15 protein-coding genes and 1 pseudogene are annotated in these 15,246 nt (G+C 62.1%); 10 read left to right on the forward strand and 6 right to left on the reverse strand.

Features of this window, described 5'->3' with window-relative positions; translation table 11 throughout:
- Window positions 1–82: 82 nt before the first annotated feature.
- Together NKJ04_RS19395 and NKJ04_RS19400 are read right to left on the reverse strand one after the other, a co-directional pair.
- The gene (locus NKJ04_RS19395) at window positions 83–631 is read right to left on the reverse strand and encodes a glycosyltransferase family 9 protein (RefSeq protein WP_352677112.1); all 549 of its coding nucleotides are present in this window, start codon (window positions 629–631) and stop codon (window positions 83–85) included.
- Between the two features lie 903 nt (window positions 632–1,534).
- Window positions 1,535–1,702 carry a hypothetical protein gene (locus tag NKJ04_RS19400; RefSeq protein WP_023808640.1) on the reverse strand — a complete coding sequence of 56 codons (168 nt, stop codon included), beginning with the start codon at window positions 1,700–1,702 and terminating at the stop codon, window positions 1,535–1,537.
- 335 nt (window positions 1,703–2,037) lie between these two features.
- On the opposite strand from NKJ04_RS19400, the gene NKJ04_RS19405 reads away from it, so the two are divergent.
- Window positions 2,038–3,807 carry an acyl-CoA dehydrogenase family protein gene (locus tag NKJ04_RS19405; RefSeq protein WP_352677113.1) on the forward strand — a complete coding sequence of 590 codons (1,770 nt, stop codon included), beginning with the start codon at window positions 2,038–2,040 and terminating at the stop codon, window positions 3,805–3,807.
- 20 nt (window positions 3,808–3,827) lie between these two features.
- Window positions 3,828–4,580 carry a crotonase/enoyl-CoA hydratase family protein gene (locus tag NKJ04_RS19410; protein WP_023808638.1) on the forward strand — a complete coding sequence of 251 codons (753 nt, stop codon included), beginning with the start codon at window positions 3,828–3,830 and terminating at the stop codon, window positions 4,578–4,580.
- Window positions 4,581–4,589: 9 nt separating this feature from the next.
- Here the strand turns inward: NKJ04_RS19410 and pdxH are convergent, their stop codons facing one another.
- On the reverse strand, window positions 4,590–5,207 hold the full coding sequence (gene pdxH, locus NKJ04_RS19415; RefSeq protein ID WP_352439989.1) for a pyridoxamine 5'-phosphate oxidase: 618 nt from the start codon (window positions 5,205–5,207) through the stop codon (window positions 4,590–4,592).
- 77 nt (window positions 5,208–5,284) lie between these two features.
- Here pdxH and NKJ04_RS19420 point away from each other — a divergent pair, with 77 nt between their 5' ends.
- From NKJ04_RS19420 to NKJ04_RS19435, 4 genes are all read left to right on the forward strand, one after another.
- Window positions 5,285–5,746, forward strand: coding sequence for an RT0821/Lpp0805 family surface protein (locus NKJ04_RS19420; RefSeq protein ID WP_352677114.1), 462 nt, complete (start codon window positions 5,285–5,287; stop codon window positions 5,744–5,746).
- A gap of 100 nt (window positions 5,747–5,846) precedes the next feature.
- Window positions 5,847–6,776, forward strand: a complete 930-nt coding sequence (locus NKJ04_RS19425) for a DnaJ C-terminal domain-containing protein (protein WP_352677115.1) — start codon at window positions 5,847–5,849, stop codon at window positions 6,774–6,776.
- 105 nt (window positions 6,777–6,881) lie between these two features.
- Entirely contained in the window at window positions 6,882–7,700 is an 819-nt protein-coding gene (gene fabI / locus NKJ04_RS19430) for an enoyl-ACP reductase FabI (RefSeq protein ID WP_023808634.1), read from the forward strand.
- A 46-nt stretch (window positions 7,701–7,746) separates the two neighbouring features.
- Entirely contained in the window at window positions 7,747–8,334 is a 588-nt protein-coding gene (locus tag NKJ04_RS19435; RefSeq protein ID WP_023808633.1) for a histidine phosphatase family protein, read from the forward strand.
- 45 nt (window positions 8,335–8,379) lie between these two features.
- Here the strand turns inward: NKJ04_RS19435 and NKJ04_RS19440 are convergent, their stop codons facing one another.
- Complete coding sequence (locus NKJ04_RS19440) at window positions 8,380–8,640, reverse strand: DUF1344 domain-containing protein (protein WP_352677116.1); 261 nt, start codon at window positions 8,638–8,640, stop codon at window positions 8,380–8,382.
- A gap of 183 nt (window positions 8,641–8,823) precedes the next feature.
- Here NKJ04_RS19440 and aroC point away from each other — a divergent pair, with 183 nt between their 5' ends.
- Window positions 8,824–9,933 (forward strand): chorismate synthase, encoded by a 1,110-nt coding sequence (gene aroC, locus NKJ04_RS19445; RefSeq protein ID WP_023808631.1) that lies wholly within the window; start codon window positions 8,824–8,826, stop codon window positions 9,931–9,933.
- Between the two features lie 111 nt (window positions 9,934–10,044).
- The gene (gene ribB / locus NKJ04_RS19450; RefSeq protein WP_127268178.1) at window positions 10,045–11,145 is read left to right on the forward strand and encodes a 3,4-dihydroxy-2-butanone-4-phosphate synthase; all 1,101 of its coding nucleotides are present in this window, start codon (window positions 10,045–10,047) and stop codon (window positions 11,143–11,145) included.
- Between the two features lie 29 nt (window positions 11,146–11,174).
- Here ribB and NKJ04_RS19455 read toward each other — a convergent pair whose 3' ends face one another.
- Window positions 11,175–12,407: an MFS transporter gene (locus tag NKJ04_RS19455; protein ID WP_352677117.1), complete on the reverse strand. Its 1,233-nt coding sequence runs from the start codon at window positions 12,405–12,407 to the stop codon at window positions 11,175–11,177.
- Between the two features lie 121 nt (window positions 12,408–12,528).
- Between NKJ04_RS19455 and NKJ04_RS19460 the strand changes: the two genes are divergently transcribed.
- Together NKJ04_RS19460 and NKJ04_RS19465 are read left to right on the forward strand one after the other, a co-directional pair.
- Complete coding sequence (locus NKJ04_RS19460) at window positions 12,529–13,137, forward strand: TetR/AcrR family transcriptional regulator (protein ID WP_352628635.1); 609 nt, start codon at window positions 12,529–12,531, stop codon at window positions 13,135–13,137.
- Between the two features lie 280 nt (window positions 13,138–13,417).
- Window positions 13,418–14,401 (forward strand): hypothetical protein, encoded by a 984-nt coding sequence (locus tag NKJ04_RS19465; protein ID WP_352628637.1) that lies wholly within the window; start codon window positions 13,418–13,420, stop codon window positions 14,399–14,401.
- Window positions 14,402–14,523: 122 nt separating this feature from the next.
- On the opposite strand, the pseudogene bluB reads toward NKJ04_RS19465, so the two are convergent.
- Window positions 14,524–15,237: pseudogene (bluB, locus tag NKJ04_RS19470) on the reverse strand (5,6-dimethylbenzimidazole synthase); the annotation flags it as partial.
- Window positions 15,238–15,246 lie beyond the last annotated feature (9 nt).

Consider the following 15,246-nt stretch of genomic DNA (forward strand, 5'->3'; position numbering starts at 1 on the left):
GGCGAACGGCATAGTCAGATTGTAGGCCGACGGGTGATTGCTTTCCAGCGTCTCAATCATCCAGCATTTATGAGTTCACGACCTAGGTAATTACGCGCATCGTAGTTTGGGTCGGTCGAGAGCCGCTTGTCTCAATGAAATCGAGTGTCGCTTCTGCGATTTCAGCAACCTGAAGCCGCTGAACACAATAGACCCCACCGGGGTTGTATTCTTTACAAACACCTGGAGCGATACATGGACAAGGCATGGGCGGCCGGAGCGTTTTGTTGGGGATACCAAACGGGCCCCATAGATCAGGAGACTGCAGACCGAACAATCCCACCGCCGGAGTTTCAACAGAGGCTGCAACGTGCATCGGGCCGCTGTCATTGCCAAGGAAAATTGCCGCTTCTGTCAACAACGCGACAAGGACTTCAAGCGAGGCCTTTCCGACGACAGTGGCCACCGGCGATGTTGCCGCTTCAATTATGCTTTGCGCAACGGGCCTTTCGTCAGGCCCACCGATGATCAGAGACCGCAGCCCGGTTTTGGCGTAGATCTCATCAATGACGGCGGCAAAATGTTGCGGCGGCCAACGACGCCCCTCGGACCTCGCGCCCGCATGCACAGCCACGTATGATTTCTTCGCCAAGGCGTTTTCGAAAAGAAGCCTGGCACACTCCTCTTGGGCAATCTTGGTGGGCTGCAGCCGAGGGTTGGGTTTTGAATCGCTAACCCGAGGGCGCCCAACGGAGACAGGTATCTGTAGAGATAATGGGAGCCACCATGGCCGAACGGCGGCGCGAGGACGTTTGCCATCTGAATTTCCCAGAACTTAAACGGACGCTCGGGAGGATCGAAGCCAACCCGAAGTGGGGCACCGGCCAAACGGTGCATGATCCGTGAGGTTTTTGTATCGGTAAGATCGATGCTGAGATCGAATTTTTGACGCCGCAGAGCAGAAATAAGGGCATAATAGTCGGTCAATCGCTTAAGCGGAGTCCTTCCTCTGCCCCCGGTTTCAAAGCCAACCGCCACGTCGGCAATCTGTTGCGCGACAATGAATTGCTTAAGGCCAGGCGCGCATATCATTGTTATCGAAGCGTCGGGATAGGCGAGGCGTAGATTGCGGACCAAAGCAGATGTCAGCGTGACATCACCCAGGAATTTTGTTTGGACAATGCATATCGAGCGAATTTCATTGCCAGATTTTGGGCTCATGATCGCGTTGCAGTCCATTTTGACTTTGTCACGATCTCACCTATCCGCCGAGATAACGGCGCCATGGAATAAGAGCCGTACTCCCTTTCGAATCATAGGAACCGATACAAGCCCTTGCCGCATCGGTCTTTAAGGTTTTGCGGTGCGCGAAGCAACATTGATCGAAACCAGCAATTGCTATCGTAAATAGGGCTAGTCTTATAGGTTCTGGCGCTTTCAATGCATGTCGGTGCGAGCAGATCGAAGTTTTGTTGGATTGGATCACCCACAAGTAGTCCCCCCTGATCGCGAGCCATGTTCTCGCTGTGTTCATCGCATGGCTTGGACGTTCGGCTCATTGATAAAGGCAGTGATGCAGATCATGGCGCATCGCCTCCAAGTACGGCGCGGATGCTCCGCCATGGCCACCGATCTCGCGCCACGAAACGGCGGCACGGCCCGCCAACGGCGCCGTCGGATCGAGCCACACGCCCGACGTCAGGAAGCATTCGGGCATGGGCATCGCGAACGCCGAACAATAGCGCGATGGGCGCGTGTTTGTCCTTGGAGCGATCTCGTGTCGCGACTATCGACTCGATCCCATGTGCTGACGCTGTGTGACGTAGCGCGGGGAGATCAGGCAGGCGCCGATCATTCGCCAGGCTCGAGCTGACGCGCTGTGGGGAAAGTGTAGGGGCGAGCCATTAGCGAGGGCGGCGATGTTTTGGTAGTCCCGGCATCGCGGGCCTTAGTTGCCGTTTTTGAGGAAAGGTGGGAGACCGCTGATACGGCGGGTGGTTTTGCAGCGGCACCGGCTCTAGGGTTGGGCGGGCCGATGCATCAGGAGGAGTGAGCGGCATGTATAGGGCACCGGTCGAGGATATCGCCTTCACGCTCAAGCACGTGGCCGGCATGAAATCGGCGCTCGATGCCGGCACCTTCGGCGATCTCGGCGAGGATCTGGTCGATGCCGTTCTGGGTGAGGCCGGCCGTTTCGCCACCGAAGAGGTCGCACCGCTCTACACGATCGGCGATCGGCAGGGTGCGGTGCTGAAGGGCGCCGCCGTCACCACGCCGCCCGGCTGGAAGGAACTCTATCGCCGCTGGATCGATGGCGGCTGGAACGCGCTCTCCGGGCCTGCGGAATATGGCGGCCAGGCGCTGCCGACCATGCTCGGCGTGGCCGCGCTCGAAATGTGGAACTCCGCCGCCATGGCCTTCGGCATCGGCCCGACGCTGACCATGGGCGCGGTCGAGGCGCTCGACAAACACGCCTCCGACGACCTCAAGGCCAAATATCTCGAAAAGCTCGTCTCCGGCGACTGGATGGGCACGATGAACCTGACCGAGCCGCAAGCCGGTTCGGACCTCGCCGCCTTGCGCGCCCGCGCCGAGCCGGCGGGTGACGGCAGCTACCGCATCTTCGGCCAAAAAATCTTCATCACCTATGGCGAGCACGATTTCACCGACAACATCATCCATCTGGTGCTGGCGCGGCTGCCCGACGCGCCGGCCGGCACGCGCGGCATATCGTTGTTCCTGGTGCCGAAATTCCTGGTCGGCGACGATGGCGCGCTTGGCGCGCGCAACGACGTCTTCTGTTACGGACTTGAGCATAAACTCGGCATCCATGCCTCACCGACCTGCACCATGATCTATGGCGACGGCTTCGAAGGTGCCGAACCCGGCGCCGTCGGCTGGCTGATCGGCGAGGAGAACAAGGGGCTAGCCTGCATGTTCACCATGATGAACAATGCGCGGCTTTGTGTCGGCATGCAGGGGGTAGCGGTCGCGGAAGCCGCAACGCAGAAGGCGATCGCCTATGCCAATGAGCGCCGGCAGGGCAAGGCCGCGAGCTACACTGGCACGGGTATGGCGCCTATCGTCCATCACCCCGATGTCCAGCGTAACCTGCTGACCATGAAGGCGCTGACCCAAACCGCACGCGCCATCAGCTATTCCTGTGCCCACGCCATCGACATGACCCGAGTCTCCGCCGGTGACGAGGCGGCACACTGGCGCGACCGTGCCAATCTGCTGACGCCGCTGGCAAAGGCGTTCTCGACCGATATCGGCGTCGAAGTTGCCTCACTCGGCCTCCAGGTTCATGGCGGCATGGGTTTCATCGAGGAGACGGGAGCGGCCGCCTTCTATCGTGACGCGCGCATCGCGCCGATCTACGAGGGCACCAACGGTATCCAGGCGATCGATCTGGTGATGCGCAAGCTGCCGCTCGGCGGTGGCGACCATGTGCATGGTTACATCGCCGAACTGGCTGGTATGGCCGCAGCGGTGCGGACCTCGAACATGCAGGGTTTCGGCCGCACCGCCGACGCTCTCGACGCGGCACTTGGCGATCTCAGCGAAGCGACCCGCTTCCTGCAAAAACTGACGGCCGATGGCCGGTCGGAAGAGGCGCTGGCAGGCGCCACGCCCTATCTCAGGCTGATCTCGCTTGCCGCCGGCGGCGCCTATCTGGCGCGCGGTGCTCTTGCCGATCACAACCGCATAGCGCTTTGCCGTTTCTTTGCCGAAAACCTGCTCGGCGAGGTCAGCGCCTTGAGGGCGCGCGTCATCGATGGCGCCGAAAGCCTCGCCGCTGCCGGCAAGACGCTCGTCTCGGCCTGACGTTTCACAAGGAAAACACCGTGACAGACCATATCCTCGTCGAGCGCCAGGGCGCCATCCAGATTATCCGCATGAACCGGCCGGACAAAAAGAATGCGCTGACGCGCGCCATGTATGCGAAAATGTCAAAAACCCTGGCCGAAGGCGACGCCGACCCGGCGATCCGCGCCCACGTCTTTCTCGGCGTGCCCGGCGCTTTCTCCTCCGGCAACGACCTTGCCGACTTCATGGTCGTCGCCACCGGCGGCGACGGCGGCACCGAAGTCTGGGATTTCCTGATGGCCCTGGCCAAGGTCGAAAAACCCATGGTCTCCGGCGTCGATGGCATCGCGGTCGGCATCGGCACCACGCTCAATTTGCATTGCGACCTGACCTTCGCCACGCCACGCACCGTGTTCAGGACGCCTTTCGTCGACCTTGGCCTGGTGCCTGAGGCGGGATCGAGCCTGCTGGCACCGCGCATCCTCGGGCAGCAGGGTGCCTTCGCGCTGCTCGGCCTCGGCGAAGGCTTTTCGGCTGAACGGGCGAAGGCCGCCGGCCTGATCTACGAGGTGGTCGAGGAAGCAGCGCTGGAGGCCTCGGTGCTGGCGGCGGCCGGGCAGATCGCGGCCAAGCCGCCGCAGGCGCTGAAGATCGCGCGCGACCTGATGCGTGGCTCGCGAGACGACCTCGTCGCCCGCATCGGCGAGGAAAGCGAGCATTTTCGCGAGCGGCTGAAGTCCGATGAGGCGCGCGCCGCGCTCACCGCGTTCATGACCAGAAAGAAGGCCTGAGCCTCTCCTTCAGGGATAAAGCCTCGTCTTATCCCAGGCGCCTTTCGCGTCGCGGCTGAAGACGAGCCGGTCGTGCAGGCGGAACGGCCTGTCGTGCCAGAACTCGATGGTGCTCGGCACGATTCGGAAGCCGGACCAGTGCTTTGGCCGGGGGATCTCGCCGATCGGATAGCGTGCCGTGTATTCTGCCACCGCCTTTTCCAGCGCAAAGCGGCTTTCCAGTGGTCGCGACTGTTTCGAGGCCCAGGCGCCGATGCGGCTGCCGCGTGGCCGCGTCGCGTAATAGGCGTCGGCTTCGGCGTCGCTGACGATCTCCACCGGTCCGCGAATGCGCACCTGGCGGCGCAGCGACTTCCAATGGAAACACATCGCCGCCTTCATGCTGCCAAGAATCTCCTGGCCCTTGGCGCTCTCGAAATTCGTGTAGAAGACAAACCCGCCTTCATCGAATCCCTTGAGCAACACCATACGCACATCCGGCATGCCGTCGGCATCGACGGTCGCCAGAGCCACGCCGTTGGGGTCGTTCGGCTCGCTTTTCGTTGCGTCGTCCAGCCATGCGGCAAAGAGGCGAAACGGCTCGGCAGCCTCGGTAAAGTCACCGCTTGTTAACTCAGTGTCACTCATAGTTTTTCTCAAATTGTCACGAAGCCAAGATTCTTACAAAACCAAGATTCTTAACGAAGCAAGGGGGAGGCTGCCGATTGTCGCGTATCGCGCAAGCTTTTGACAGCAGGCAATGGAGCGTTATCGCTTCGGCCAGCGCGAAAGCCGCGATCGTGGCGGTCGCCTTGCCGCTTGCCGCGTGTGGCGCCGGCGGCTTCAGCCTGGAAAAAGCCGAAGTCGACCGCTCGATTCTGACCAGCAGCACGTCGGCCTCGGCCGCGCCGGCCAATTCGGATCGCGACTCCGACCAGACGACGATCGGCAATGCGGTTTCCTCGGCCGATATCGAGCAGCTCGGCGGGCAGGCCGTCCCATGGGCCAATGCCGGCACCGGCTCGCGCGGTTCCATCACCGATCTGGCGGAATTGAAGGACAACGGCCAGACCTGCCGCCGCTTCAAGGCCTCGCGCGAAAGCTTTGACGGCGTTGCCATGTTCGAAGGCGAACTGTGCCTGGCCAGCGCCGGTGGCTGGCGCATGCAGGACTTCAAGGCACTCTGATTTTCCGCGTCTGATATGCTGCTCCAGCACTGGAATTTCTTCCTATGCGAGCGCATATAGGAGGCAACCAGAGACTCAACTCTACTCCAGGGCAGTAAGCATGCGCGACCCCTATGAGGTGCTGGGCGTTGCCAGGAACGCATCGGCCAAGGACATAAAGTCGGCGTATCGGAAACTCGCCAAGAAGCATCATCCGGACCAGAATCCGAATGATCCCAAGGCGAAGGACCGTTTTGCCGCGGCCAACCAGGCCTACGAGATCGTCGGCGACGAAAAGAATCGCGCCGCTTTCGATCGCGGCGAGATCGACGCCGACGGAAAGCCGCGATTCCAGGGCTTTGAGGGCGCTGCCGGTGGCGGCGATCCCTTCGGCGGGTTCCGCCGGCAGCAAGGTCCGGGCGGTTCGCGGTTCGAATTCCGCTCCGGCCGACCGGGTGGCGATCCGTTCGACGGCAACAGCGACATCTTCAGCCAGATTTTTGGCGACACTTTTTCGGGCGCGCGCGGTCCCGGCACGGGCGATCGCCGTCAGCAGGCGACAGCAGCCGATCTGAACGTGACGCTCGACATCACCATCGAGGAAGCGGCGACCGCCGAAAAGGTGACGGCGATGTTCCCCGACGGCCGCAAGGTGGCGGTCAAGCTGCCGGCCTATGTCGAGGATGGTCAGACCATCCGCCTCAAGGGCCAAGGCGAGCAGGGGCCGGGCCAGCCGGGCGACGCGCTGGTCAAGATCCATCTGCGCCGACATCCACGCTACCGCATCGAGGGCCGCGACCTGCACGCCGATCTGCCGGTGGCGCTGGCGGATGCGGTGCTCGGCGCCAAGGTGCCGGTCGAGACGCCGACCGGCAGGCTCGCGGTCAACATTCCAGCCTGGTCGAGCTCCGACAAGGTCCTGCGGCTGAAGGGCAGGGGCCTGCCGGAAAAGGCCGGCGGCCACGGCGATCTCTACGCTCATGTGCGCATCATGCTGCCGGAAGACGGTGATAGCGCGCTCGAAGCGCTGTTGCGCAGCCAAAAAGGCTGATCGGCGGCTTTTGTCCCCTGAACTGTCCGGTTTGAGCGCTTGAAGGGGCTCTGTGCCTGTGCGATAGGGCAACCCACAAAGCTGAATCTTGCGGAGAGCGCTGACATGGCGGGTGGACAGGGCCTAATGGCCGGCAAGCGCGGCCTCATTCTTGGCGTCGCCAACAATAGGTCGATCGCCTATGGCATCGCCAAGTCGTGCGTCGACCATGGCGCCGAGATCGCGCTGACCTATCAGGGCGAGGCGTTCAAGAAGCGCGTCGAGCCGCTGGCGGCGGAACTGGGCGCCTTTGTCGCCGGCCATTGCGACGTCACCGATCCGGCGAGCCTGGACGAGGTTTTCGCCAATGTCGCCAAACATTGGGGCAAGCTTGATTTCCTCGTCCACGCCATTGCCTTCTCCGACAAGGACGAGCTGACCGGCCGCTATGTCGAGACGACGCGCGACAATTTCCTGCGCACCATGGACATTTCGGTCTATTCCTTCACCACCATTGCCAAGCGCGCCGAGGCGCTGATGACCAATGGCGGCTCGCTGTTGACGCTGACCTACTACGGCGCCGAAAAGGTGATGCCGCACTACAACGTCATGGGTGTCGCCAAGGCGGCGCTCGAGGCCAGCGTGCGCTATTTGGCGGTCGACCTCGGCGCCAAGAAGATCCGCGTCAACGCCATTTCGGCCGGTCCGATCAAGACGTTGGCCGCCTCCGGCATCGGCGATTTCCGCTACATCCTGAAGTGGAACGAGTACAATTCGCCGCTGAAGCAGACGGTCACGCAGGAGGAAGTCGGCGATTCCGGCGTCTATTTCCTGTCCGATCTGTCGCGCGGCGTCACCGGTGAAGTGCATCACGTCGATTCGGGCTACCACGTCGTCGGCATGAAGGCGGTCGACGCGCCTGATATTTCGACGGTCAAGGACTAACACCCGGCCAACCGTCGTCCGTCCCGATCCCGCACCGGAAGACCTGATGTACCCGCTGGTTTATATCGCGCGCCACGGCCAGACCGCGTGGAACGCCGAAATGCGGCTTCAGGGGCAGGCCGACACCGATCTCAACGCTCTTGGCCGCGAGCAGGCGACCGGAAACGGGCTTCGGTTAGCCGCGTTGGTCCCAAATCCCTGGGAATTCGATTTCCTCGCCAGTCCGATGAAACGGACGCGCGAAACGATGCAGCGTATTCGCGCTGCGATGAAGCTCGATCCGGGTGCCTATCGAACCGATCCGCGCCTCGTCGAGGTCAATTTCGGCGACTGGCAGGGATTTACCTTTCCCGAACTCGAGACACGGTATCCCGGAGCGAGCATGACGCGGGCTCTGGACAAGTGGAACTTTCAGCCCCCCGGCGAAGGCGCCGAGAGCTATCAGATGCTGCTCGAACGGGTGAGGCCATGCTTCGACGCGATCGACCGCCAGTCGATCTGCGTGACTCATGGCGGCGTCATGCGGACCCTGTTTCGCTTTGTGCTGGGCATTGCCGAGGCCGAGGCGGCGAACCTGGAGATACCGCAGGATCGTCTGCTCAAGCTTGAAGGCAAGAGCCTGGAATGGCTGTAAGCCCACCTCTGAGGGCGAGCCACCGCCCGATTTTTACTGGAAGCTCTAGTTGGCAGAGCTGTCCGGCAGTTCCATGTCGGTGATGACGTTTTCGCCATTGGTCACATCGTAGGCAATGACGATGTCCATGCCCGGCTTCAGCGCGTCGAGATCGGTCTCTGCATTCAGCTTGTAGGACTTGCCGTCATCCAGAGTCAGCGTCAGCGCGTCCTTGTCGACCTTCTTGATCAGGCCTTCTGTCTGGCCGGCGAAAGCGGCGGTGGAAAGCAGCAGCGTGGCGGCAATGGCGCCAATCAGGGTACGCATAATCGTTCCTCTTTATCATTGCACCGGCATGGCGGCGGCGGATACTCAACGGCGGATCGAAGAAAGCAGAAACCAGCCGAATGTGTCAAAACTTAAACGGCTGGGATGACAGTTTGACCACTACGAAAAACGCCAATAGAAGGCAGGCTTCAGCCGGCTCCGCTGCCGGGCAGGGCACTTTCCATGTCTCACAACACGTTCGGCCACCTTTTCCGCGTCACCACCTGGGGGGAAAGCCATGGCGCCGCCCTCGGCTGCGTGGTCGACGGCTGTCCGCCTGGCATCCGCTTTACGCGCGACGATATCCAGGTCGAACTCGACAAGCGCCGGCCGGGGCAATCACGTTTCGTGACGCAGCGTCGCGAACCAGATGAAGTGAAGGTGCTGTCTGGCTTCATCTTCGACGAGGACGGCGAGACGATGATCACCACCGGCACGCCGGTGTCGATGCTGATCGAGAATGTCGACCAGCGTTCAAAGGATTATGGCGAGATCGCCCGCCAATACCGGCCGGGCCATGCCGACTACACCTATGACGTGAAATACGGGGTGCGCGATTATCGTGGCGGCGGCCGCTCCTCGGCCCGCGAGACGGCAGCCAGGGTGGCGGCCGGTGCCTTGGCGCGCAAGGTGGTTCCGGGCGTGGTGGTGCGCGGCGCACTGGTGTCGATGGGCGAAAAATCCATCGATCGCGCCAACTGGAACTGGAATTTCATCGGCGATGCCGAAAATCCGTTCTTCACCCCAGATCCGGCCTCCGTTCCGGTCTTCACCAGATATCTCGACGGCATCCGCAAGGCGGGCTCCTCGGTCGGGGCGGTGATCGAAATCGTCGCCGACGGCGTTCCGCCTGGCCTCGGCGCGCCGATCTATGCCAAGCTCGATCAGGACATCGCCTCCGGCTTGATGTCGATCAACGCGGTCAAGGGCGTTGAGATCGGCAACGGCTTCGAGGCCGCCCGCATCACCGGTGAACAGAATGCCGACGAGATGCGCATCGGCAATGACGGCAAGCCGGTGTTCCTGTCCAACAATGCCGGCGGCATCCTTGGCGGCATCTCGACCGGCCAGGCGATCGTCGCCCGTTTCGCCGTCAAGCCGACCTCGTCGATCCTGACGCCGCGAAAGTCGATCGACAAGGACGGCAAGGACGTCGAGATCATGACCAAGGGCCGCCACGATCCATGCGTCGGCATCCGCGCCGTGCCGATCGGCGAAGCAATGGTTGCCTGTGCGATCGCCGACCACTATCTGCGGCATCGGGGACAGACGGGGAGGGGAATAGGGGAATAGGGGAATAGGGCAATATGTTGCGCTCTTAGTCCGGCCGGCCAAATCTTTTTGCTTTTCCCTACTCCCGTACTGCCCTACTCCCTTATTCCCCTGCGAGCGAAGCGAGTACCCATGCCTTACGACCAGAAAAAAATCGTCGAAGCCCTGCGTGCTTTCGAACGCGGCGAGATCGTCGTCGTCATGGATGATGACGGGCGCGAGAACGAGGGCGACCTGATCGTCGCCGCCGTCCACTGCACGCCCGAAAAAATGGCGTTCATCGTTCGCCACACGTCCGGCATCGTCTGCACGCCGATGCCGCGCGAAGAAGCCAAGCGGCTTAACCTTGCGCCGATGGTCGCCGACAACGATTCCGCCCACACCACGGCTTTCACCGTCAGCGTCGATTTCAAGCATGGCACCACCACGGGCATCTCGGCCGAAGATCGCACTTTGACCGTTCGCAATCTTGCCAACGGCAATGTCGGTGGCTCGGATTTCGTCCGGCCCGGCCACATCTTCCCTTTGATTGCGCGCGAAGGCGGCGTGCTGATGCGCTCCGGCCATACCGAAGCCGCGGTCGACCTGTGCAAGCTCGCCGGCCTGCCGCCGGTCGGCGTCATTTCCGAGCTGGTCAATGATGACGGCACCGTCAAGCGCGGCCCGCAGGTGCAGGCCTTCGCCGAGGAGCATGGGCTGAAGCAGGTTTCGGTCGCCGACCTCATCGCCTACCGGCAGCGCAAGGAAACTCTGGTCGAACGCGTCGCGTGCTCGGAAATCGACACGCTCGGCGGCAAGGCACAGGTCTTCACTTACACGCTGCCGTGGGACTCCATGCATCACGTCGCGATAGTCTTCGGCGACATCCGCGACGGCGAGGAGGTCCCGGTGCGTCTGCATTCCGAGGATGTGGTGACCGATGTCTTCGGCACCAGCCACCGGCTCGACGCCATCATGAAGGCGATGGGTGAGCGCAGGCGCGGCGTCATCGTCTATCTCAGAGAAGGCTCCGTCGGCGTTGCGCATCAGGAACGCAAACGGCCGGCCAGCGGCGACCGCGAGGATCACGAAGAGGCTCGCCGCCGCGAAAACGAGTGGCGCGAGATCGGGCTCGGCGCGCAGATCCTCAAGGATCTCGGCATCTCCTCGATCAACCTGATCGCCTCGCGCGAACGCCACTATGTCGGCCTCGAAGGTTTTGGCATCCACATCGCCAAGACCGAGATCCTCTAGGCAGCTAGCGCCCGGCTCGAAACCGGGCGCTATCTGATTATTTCCGCGGCAATCGCGGCCGCTTCACATCCGTCCATCTCGCACTCAGTCGTGGCAAGGCTGCGTTGGCCAAGCAGCACCGTGGCCAGCGCGATCGTGCCTGAAGCCACCGACACCCAGAACCCGTTCGGTGCACCGAACGCATCCACCACCGCGCCGGCCGCGAACGAGCCCAGCGCCATGCCGATGCCGATGCCGGTCATGACCCAGGTGATGCCTTCGGTCAGCATCGCTTCCGGCACATGCCGCTCGATCAGGCCGAAGGCCGTGATGAAGGTCGGCGAGATCGCCACACCGCTGATGAACACGGTCAGCGCCAGCAGCGGCACGGTGTCGGCGGCGAGCGGCAACAGCGTGCCGAGCGCGACGAGGGCGACTGCGATGGCGAGCTGGCGTTGCAGCGGCGCCTTCAGGCTGAGCGCGCCGACGATGATGCCGAGCACGAACGATCCCAGCGCATAAACGCCGATGACAAGGCTGGCGGCGCCGGGTTGGCCAAGCTCCTTGGTGATCGCCACGGTGGTCACTTCCGTCGTCGCGAAGGTTGCGCCGACGAAGATCAGGGCAAGCGTGATGATCTGAACCGGCCGCAGGCGGATCGCCGAGCCGCTTGAGTTATGGTCGACCGGCCGCACCTGGGGCTCGGTCGAGCGTTGCAGGATGAAGGCCGCTGATCCGAATGCGAGAAATAATGTGCTCACCAGAACGCCGGCTTCCGGGAATAGGGCGGCACTCAGGCCGACCGATAACGATGCCCCGGCGATATAGACCAGTTCATCGGCCACGGACTCGAAGGCGAATGCGGTGTTCATCTGCGGTCGTCCTCGGAAAATCTCTGTCCAGCGCGCCCGCACCATCGCAGGTATGCTTGGCATGGCGGCGGCCAGGAGTGCCGACACGAACAGCGTCCACACCGGCCAGTCCTGGTTGGCCGCCGCTATGAGGACGGCGAAAGCCAGCACCGCGATGATAGTGGTGGGCACGACGATTCGTGTCTGGCCCAGGCGGTCCACCAGTCTCGATATTTGCGGCGCGACGAAGGCGTTGGCCAGCGCGTATGTCGCCGAGACGGCTCCAGCCAGCCAGTATTCGCCGCGCGCCTGCGACAGCATCGCCACGATGCCGATGGGCGCCATGGCGATCGGCAGGCGCGCTAGGAAGCCGGCGGCCGCAAAGCCCTTGGCGCCGGGGGCACGAAAGATTTCCGCATAGGGATTTTGCATCGGTTGGTTCCTCGACAAAGGACGATTGGACAATTACATACGGAGCGTATGATTATTAGATAGAGCATACGCCGCGTATGTCAATTAGCATACGAAGCGTATGTGAATAGGTCCAGGACACATGCACAAACCCCGCAAGGAGATGATCGCCGAGACGCGCGCAAAGCTTATTGCGGCGGCCCGTCATGCCTTCGGCACAACAGGCTATGCGGAAGCCTCGATGGATGATTTCACCGCTTCGGCCGGGCTGACGCGCGGTGCGCTCTATCATCATTTCGGCGACAAGAAGGGGCTGTTGCAGGCGGTCATAGCCCAGATTGACGGCGAGATGGCGGCGCGCATCAATGAGGTCGCGTCGAGAGCACCGACCCGCTGGCAACATTTCGTCGACGAGTGCTCGACCTATATCGAGATGGCGCTGGAGCCGGAAATCCAGCGCATCATGTTCCGCGATGGCCCGGCCGTGCTGGGGGATCCAGCGCAATGGCCGAATGCCAGTGCGTGCATCGCTTCAATGACCGACCATCTGACCGCGCTGCAGGAGGAGGGGGTCGTTGTCTCCAGCCTCGACCCCGAGACCGCCTCGCGACTGATCATCGGAGCGAGCAGCCAGGCAGCGCAACGGATCGCCAATTCGAATGACCCCGAAACGACGTCGAAGAAGGTGGTGACGGCGTTCAAGCAACTGCTTGAAGGCCTGCTGAAGAAGCCGGATCCGCAGTCGAATTGAAGTTCTCACCGGAGCTTTCGTGCCGGCAGCTGTTCACGATAGGAATTTTTTCTTGACACCATGCCCTCAGCTAAGGTATATATTCGTCCATGGTGCTGATTTGCGCCAGTGACCGGCCGCACAGGCGGGTTTTTCGTTTGATGCTCCGTCAGCCAACGCGCTGGCGGGCTCCGAACCCGTTACCCCGAATTCGTCGCCCTTTGGCGTCAGGGCCGCAATTGACAATCGCCGGGTTGAGTCCATCCTCTTCCACCATCTCTGAGGCGGAGATTCGGGACACATGTGGGATTTCGAGATCGGCCGGTCGGTGTCCATCATGATGCGGACCTGGCCGTTCATCGTCTTTCGCATGATCGTCTATTTCGGCATCACGCTGGCCTATATTATGGCAACCGGCACCGGCGCCTCCGTCGGCTATGGCGTTGGCCATATCTCCACCGATCCCGACGGGCCGCTGTCGTTTGCCCTGTGGGGCGGCGTGGTCGGTTTCGGCGTCGTCTCGATCGCCGTCTACTGGATCCGCGAATACATCCTCTATGTCGTCAAGGCCGGCCACATCGCCGTCATGGTTCATCTGATCGACGGCCGCGACATTCCCGGCGGTCAGGACCAGATCGCCTACGCCAGGGATGTCGTCACCCAGCGTTTTGCCGAAGCCAACATCCTTTTCGTCGTCGACCGACTCGTCAAGGGTGCCATCCGTGCCATCACCGGCCTGCTCGGCGGTATCGCCGCCTTCCTGCCGATACCAGGCCTGAGCGGCCTGGTCTCCTTCATCAACACGGTGATCCGCCTGTCGCTGACCTATGTCGACGAGATCATCCTCGGCTACAACATCCGCATCAATTCAGCCTCGCCCTTCGAGACGGCGCGCCAAGGCGTAGTGCTCTATGCTCAGAACGGCAAGGTCATGGTCAAGAACGCCGTCTGGCTGGCGGTCATCATGTGGGGCATGTCGTTCATCATCTTTCTGATGATGCTGGCACCTGCCGGTGCGATTCTGTTCCTGATGCCTGGCCAGCTCGCCGGCTGGGCTTTTGTGCTCGCCATCGTCTTCGCCTGGGCATTCAAGGCGGCGTTCATCGAGCCTTTCGCCATCGCCTGCCTGATGCAGGTCTATTTCAAGACCATCGCGGGCCAGGTGCCCGATCCGGCCTGGGACGCCCGGCTGGCCGAGGCATCGTCGAAGTTCAGGGAGCTCAAGGACAAGGCGCTGGCCTCCTTCGGCGGTTCGCGCTGGGCTACGGCCGGCGCCACACCCTGATCGGCTGGGCGGATGGTGTCTGGTGAGGCAGGAACGGTGTTGAGGCGCGCCACGGTGGATTTGAGCTGTGTCTCGCCTTGCCCGGAAAAGGTCTCGCTCATGATCAGCTCCGGCAGCGGCAGCCGCCGTCCCCAGCCATGCGTTTCAAGGTCCGGTTTGGGAGCGAACTCGGAAACACGGCCGACGCAGAGATAGGCGACCGGCGTTACGTGATCCGGAATGGCCAACAGCCGCTTCAGCGCCTCAGCCTCGATGATGCTCACCCAGCCGACGCCAACGCCCTCGGCACGCGCGGCCAGCCAGAAATTCTGCACCGCGCAGACGGTGCTGTAGAGATCCATCTCCGGATTGTGCCAGCGTCCCAGCGGCGAACCCTTCGAGCGCTGCCGGTCGCAGGTGATGCAGATGTTGAGCGCGCTCTCGCAGATGCCTTCCAGCTTGAGCTTGCGGTACAGCGCCTGTTTTTCCGCCTCGATCGCCGGCAGTTCCTGTTCTCGCGCGGCCAGGAACAGGTCGCGCACCTCCGCCCGTCGTTTGACATCGCGAATGACAATGAAATTCCATGGCTGCATGAAGCCGACCGATGGCGCGTGATGGGCGGCAAGCAGCAGCCGTGCCAGCACGTCGTCATCGATCGCGGTGGGCAGGAAATGGCTGCGCACGTCACGCCGCGTGAACATGGCGCGGTAGACCGCATCGCGCGCATTCTGGTCAAATCCATCGTCAATGGCAGCGGTCATGTGTTCCGGCATCGCTTGTCCCCTTGCGATTGCAGATTCAAAACTGACAGAGCGTACTTTGTGCGTCCAAGTAGACGCACGTCGCTCTGATGCCATCCGCCTGAC

Source organism: Mesorhizobium sp. M0618, assembly GCF_040320765.1.
In the GTDB taxonomy this organism is placed as follows: Bacteria; Pseudomonadota; Alphaproteobacteria; order Rhizobiales; family Rhizobiaceae; genus Mesorhizobium.

Excerpts from the sequence above, each read along its gene's own strand:
- NKJ04_RS19400 (WP_023808640.1), bottom strand. The coding sequence starts at position 1,702 with ATGCCCATGCCCGAATGCTTCCTGACGTCGGGCGTGTGGCTCGATCCG.
- NKJ04_RS19405 (WP_352677113.1), top strand. The coding sequence starts at position 2,038 with ATGTATAGGGCACCGGTCGAGGATATCGCCTTCACGCTCAAGCACGTG.
- pdxH (WP_352439989.1), bottom strand. The coding sequence starts at position 5,207 with ATGAGTGACACTGAGTTAACAAGCGGTGACTTTACCGAGGCTGCCGAG.
- NKJ04_RS19425 (WP_352677115.1), top strand. The coding sequence starts at position 5,847 with ATGCGCGACCCCTATGAGGTGCTGGGCGTTGCCAGGAACGCATCGGCC.
- fabI (WP_023808634.1), top strand. The coding sequence starts at position 6,882 with ATGGCGGGTGGACAGGGCCTAATGGCCGGCAAGCGCGGCCTCATTCTT.
- NKJ04_RS19435 (WP_023808633.1), top strand. The coding sequence starts at position 7,747 with ATGTACCCGCTGGTTTATATCGCGCGCCACGGCCAGACCGCGTGGAAC.
- NKJ04_RS19440 (WP_352677116.1), bottom strand. The coding sequence starts at position 8,640 with ATGCGTACCCTGATTGGCGCCATTGCCGCCACGCTGCTGCTTTCCACC.
- aroC (WP_023808631.1), top strand. The coding sequence starts at position 8,824 with ATGTCTCACAACACGTTCGGCCACCTTTTCCGCGTCACCACCTGGGGG.
- ribB (WP_127268178.1), top strand. The coding sequence starts at position 10,045 with ATGCCTTACGACCAGAAAAAAATCGTCGAAGCCCTGCGTGCTTTCGAA.
- NKJ04_RS19455 (WP_352677117.1), bottom strand. The coding sequence starts at position 12,407 with ATGCAAAATCCCTATGCGGAAATCTTTCGTGCCCCCGGCGCCAAGGGC.
- NKJ04_RS19460 (WP_352628635.1), top strand. The coding sequence starts at position 12,529 with ATGCACAAACCCCGCAAGGAGATGATCGCCGAGACGCGCGCAAAGCTT.
- NKJ04_RS19465 (WP_352628637.1), top strand. The coding sequence starts at position 13,418 with ATGTGGGATTTCGAGATCGGCCGGTCGGTGTCCATCATGATGCGGACC.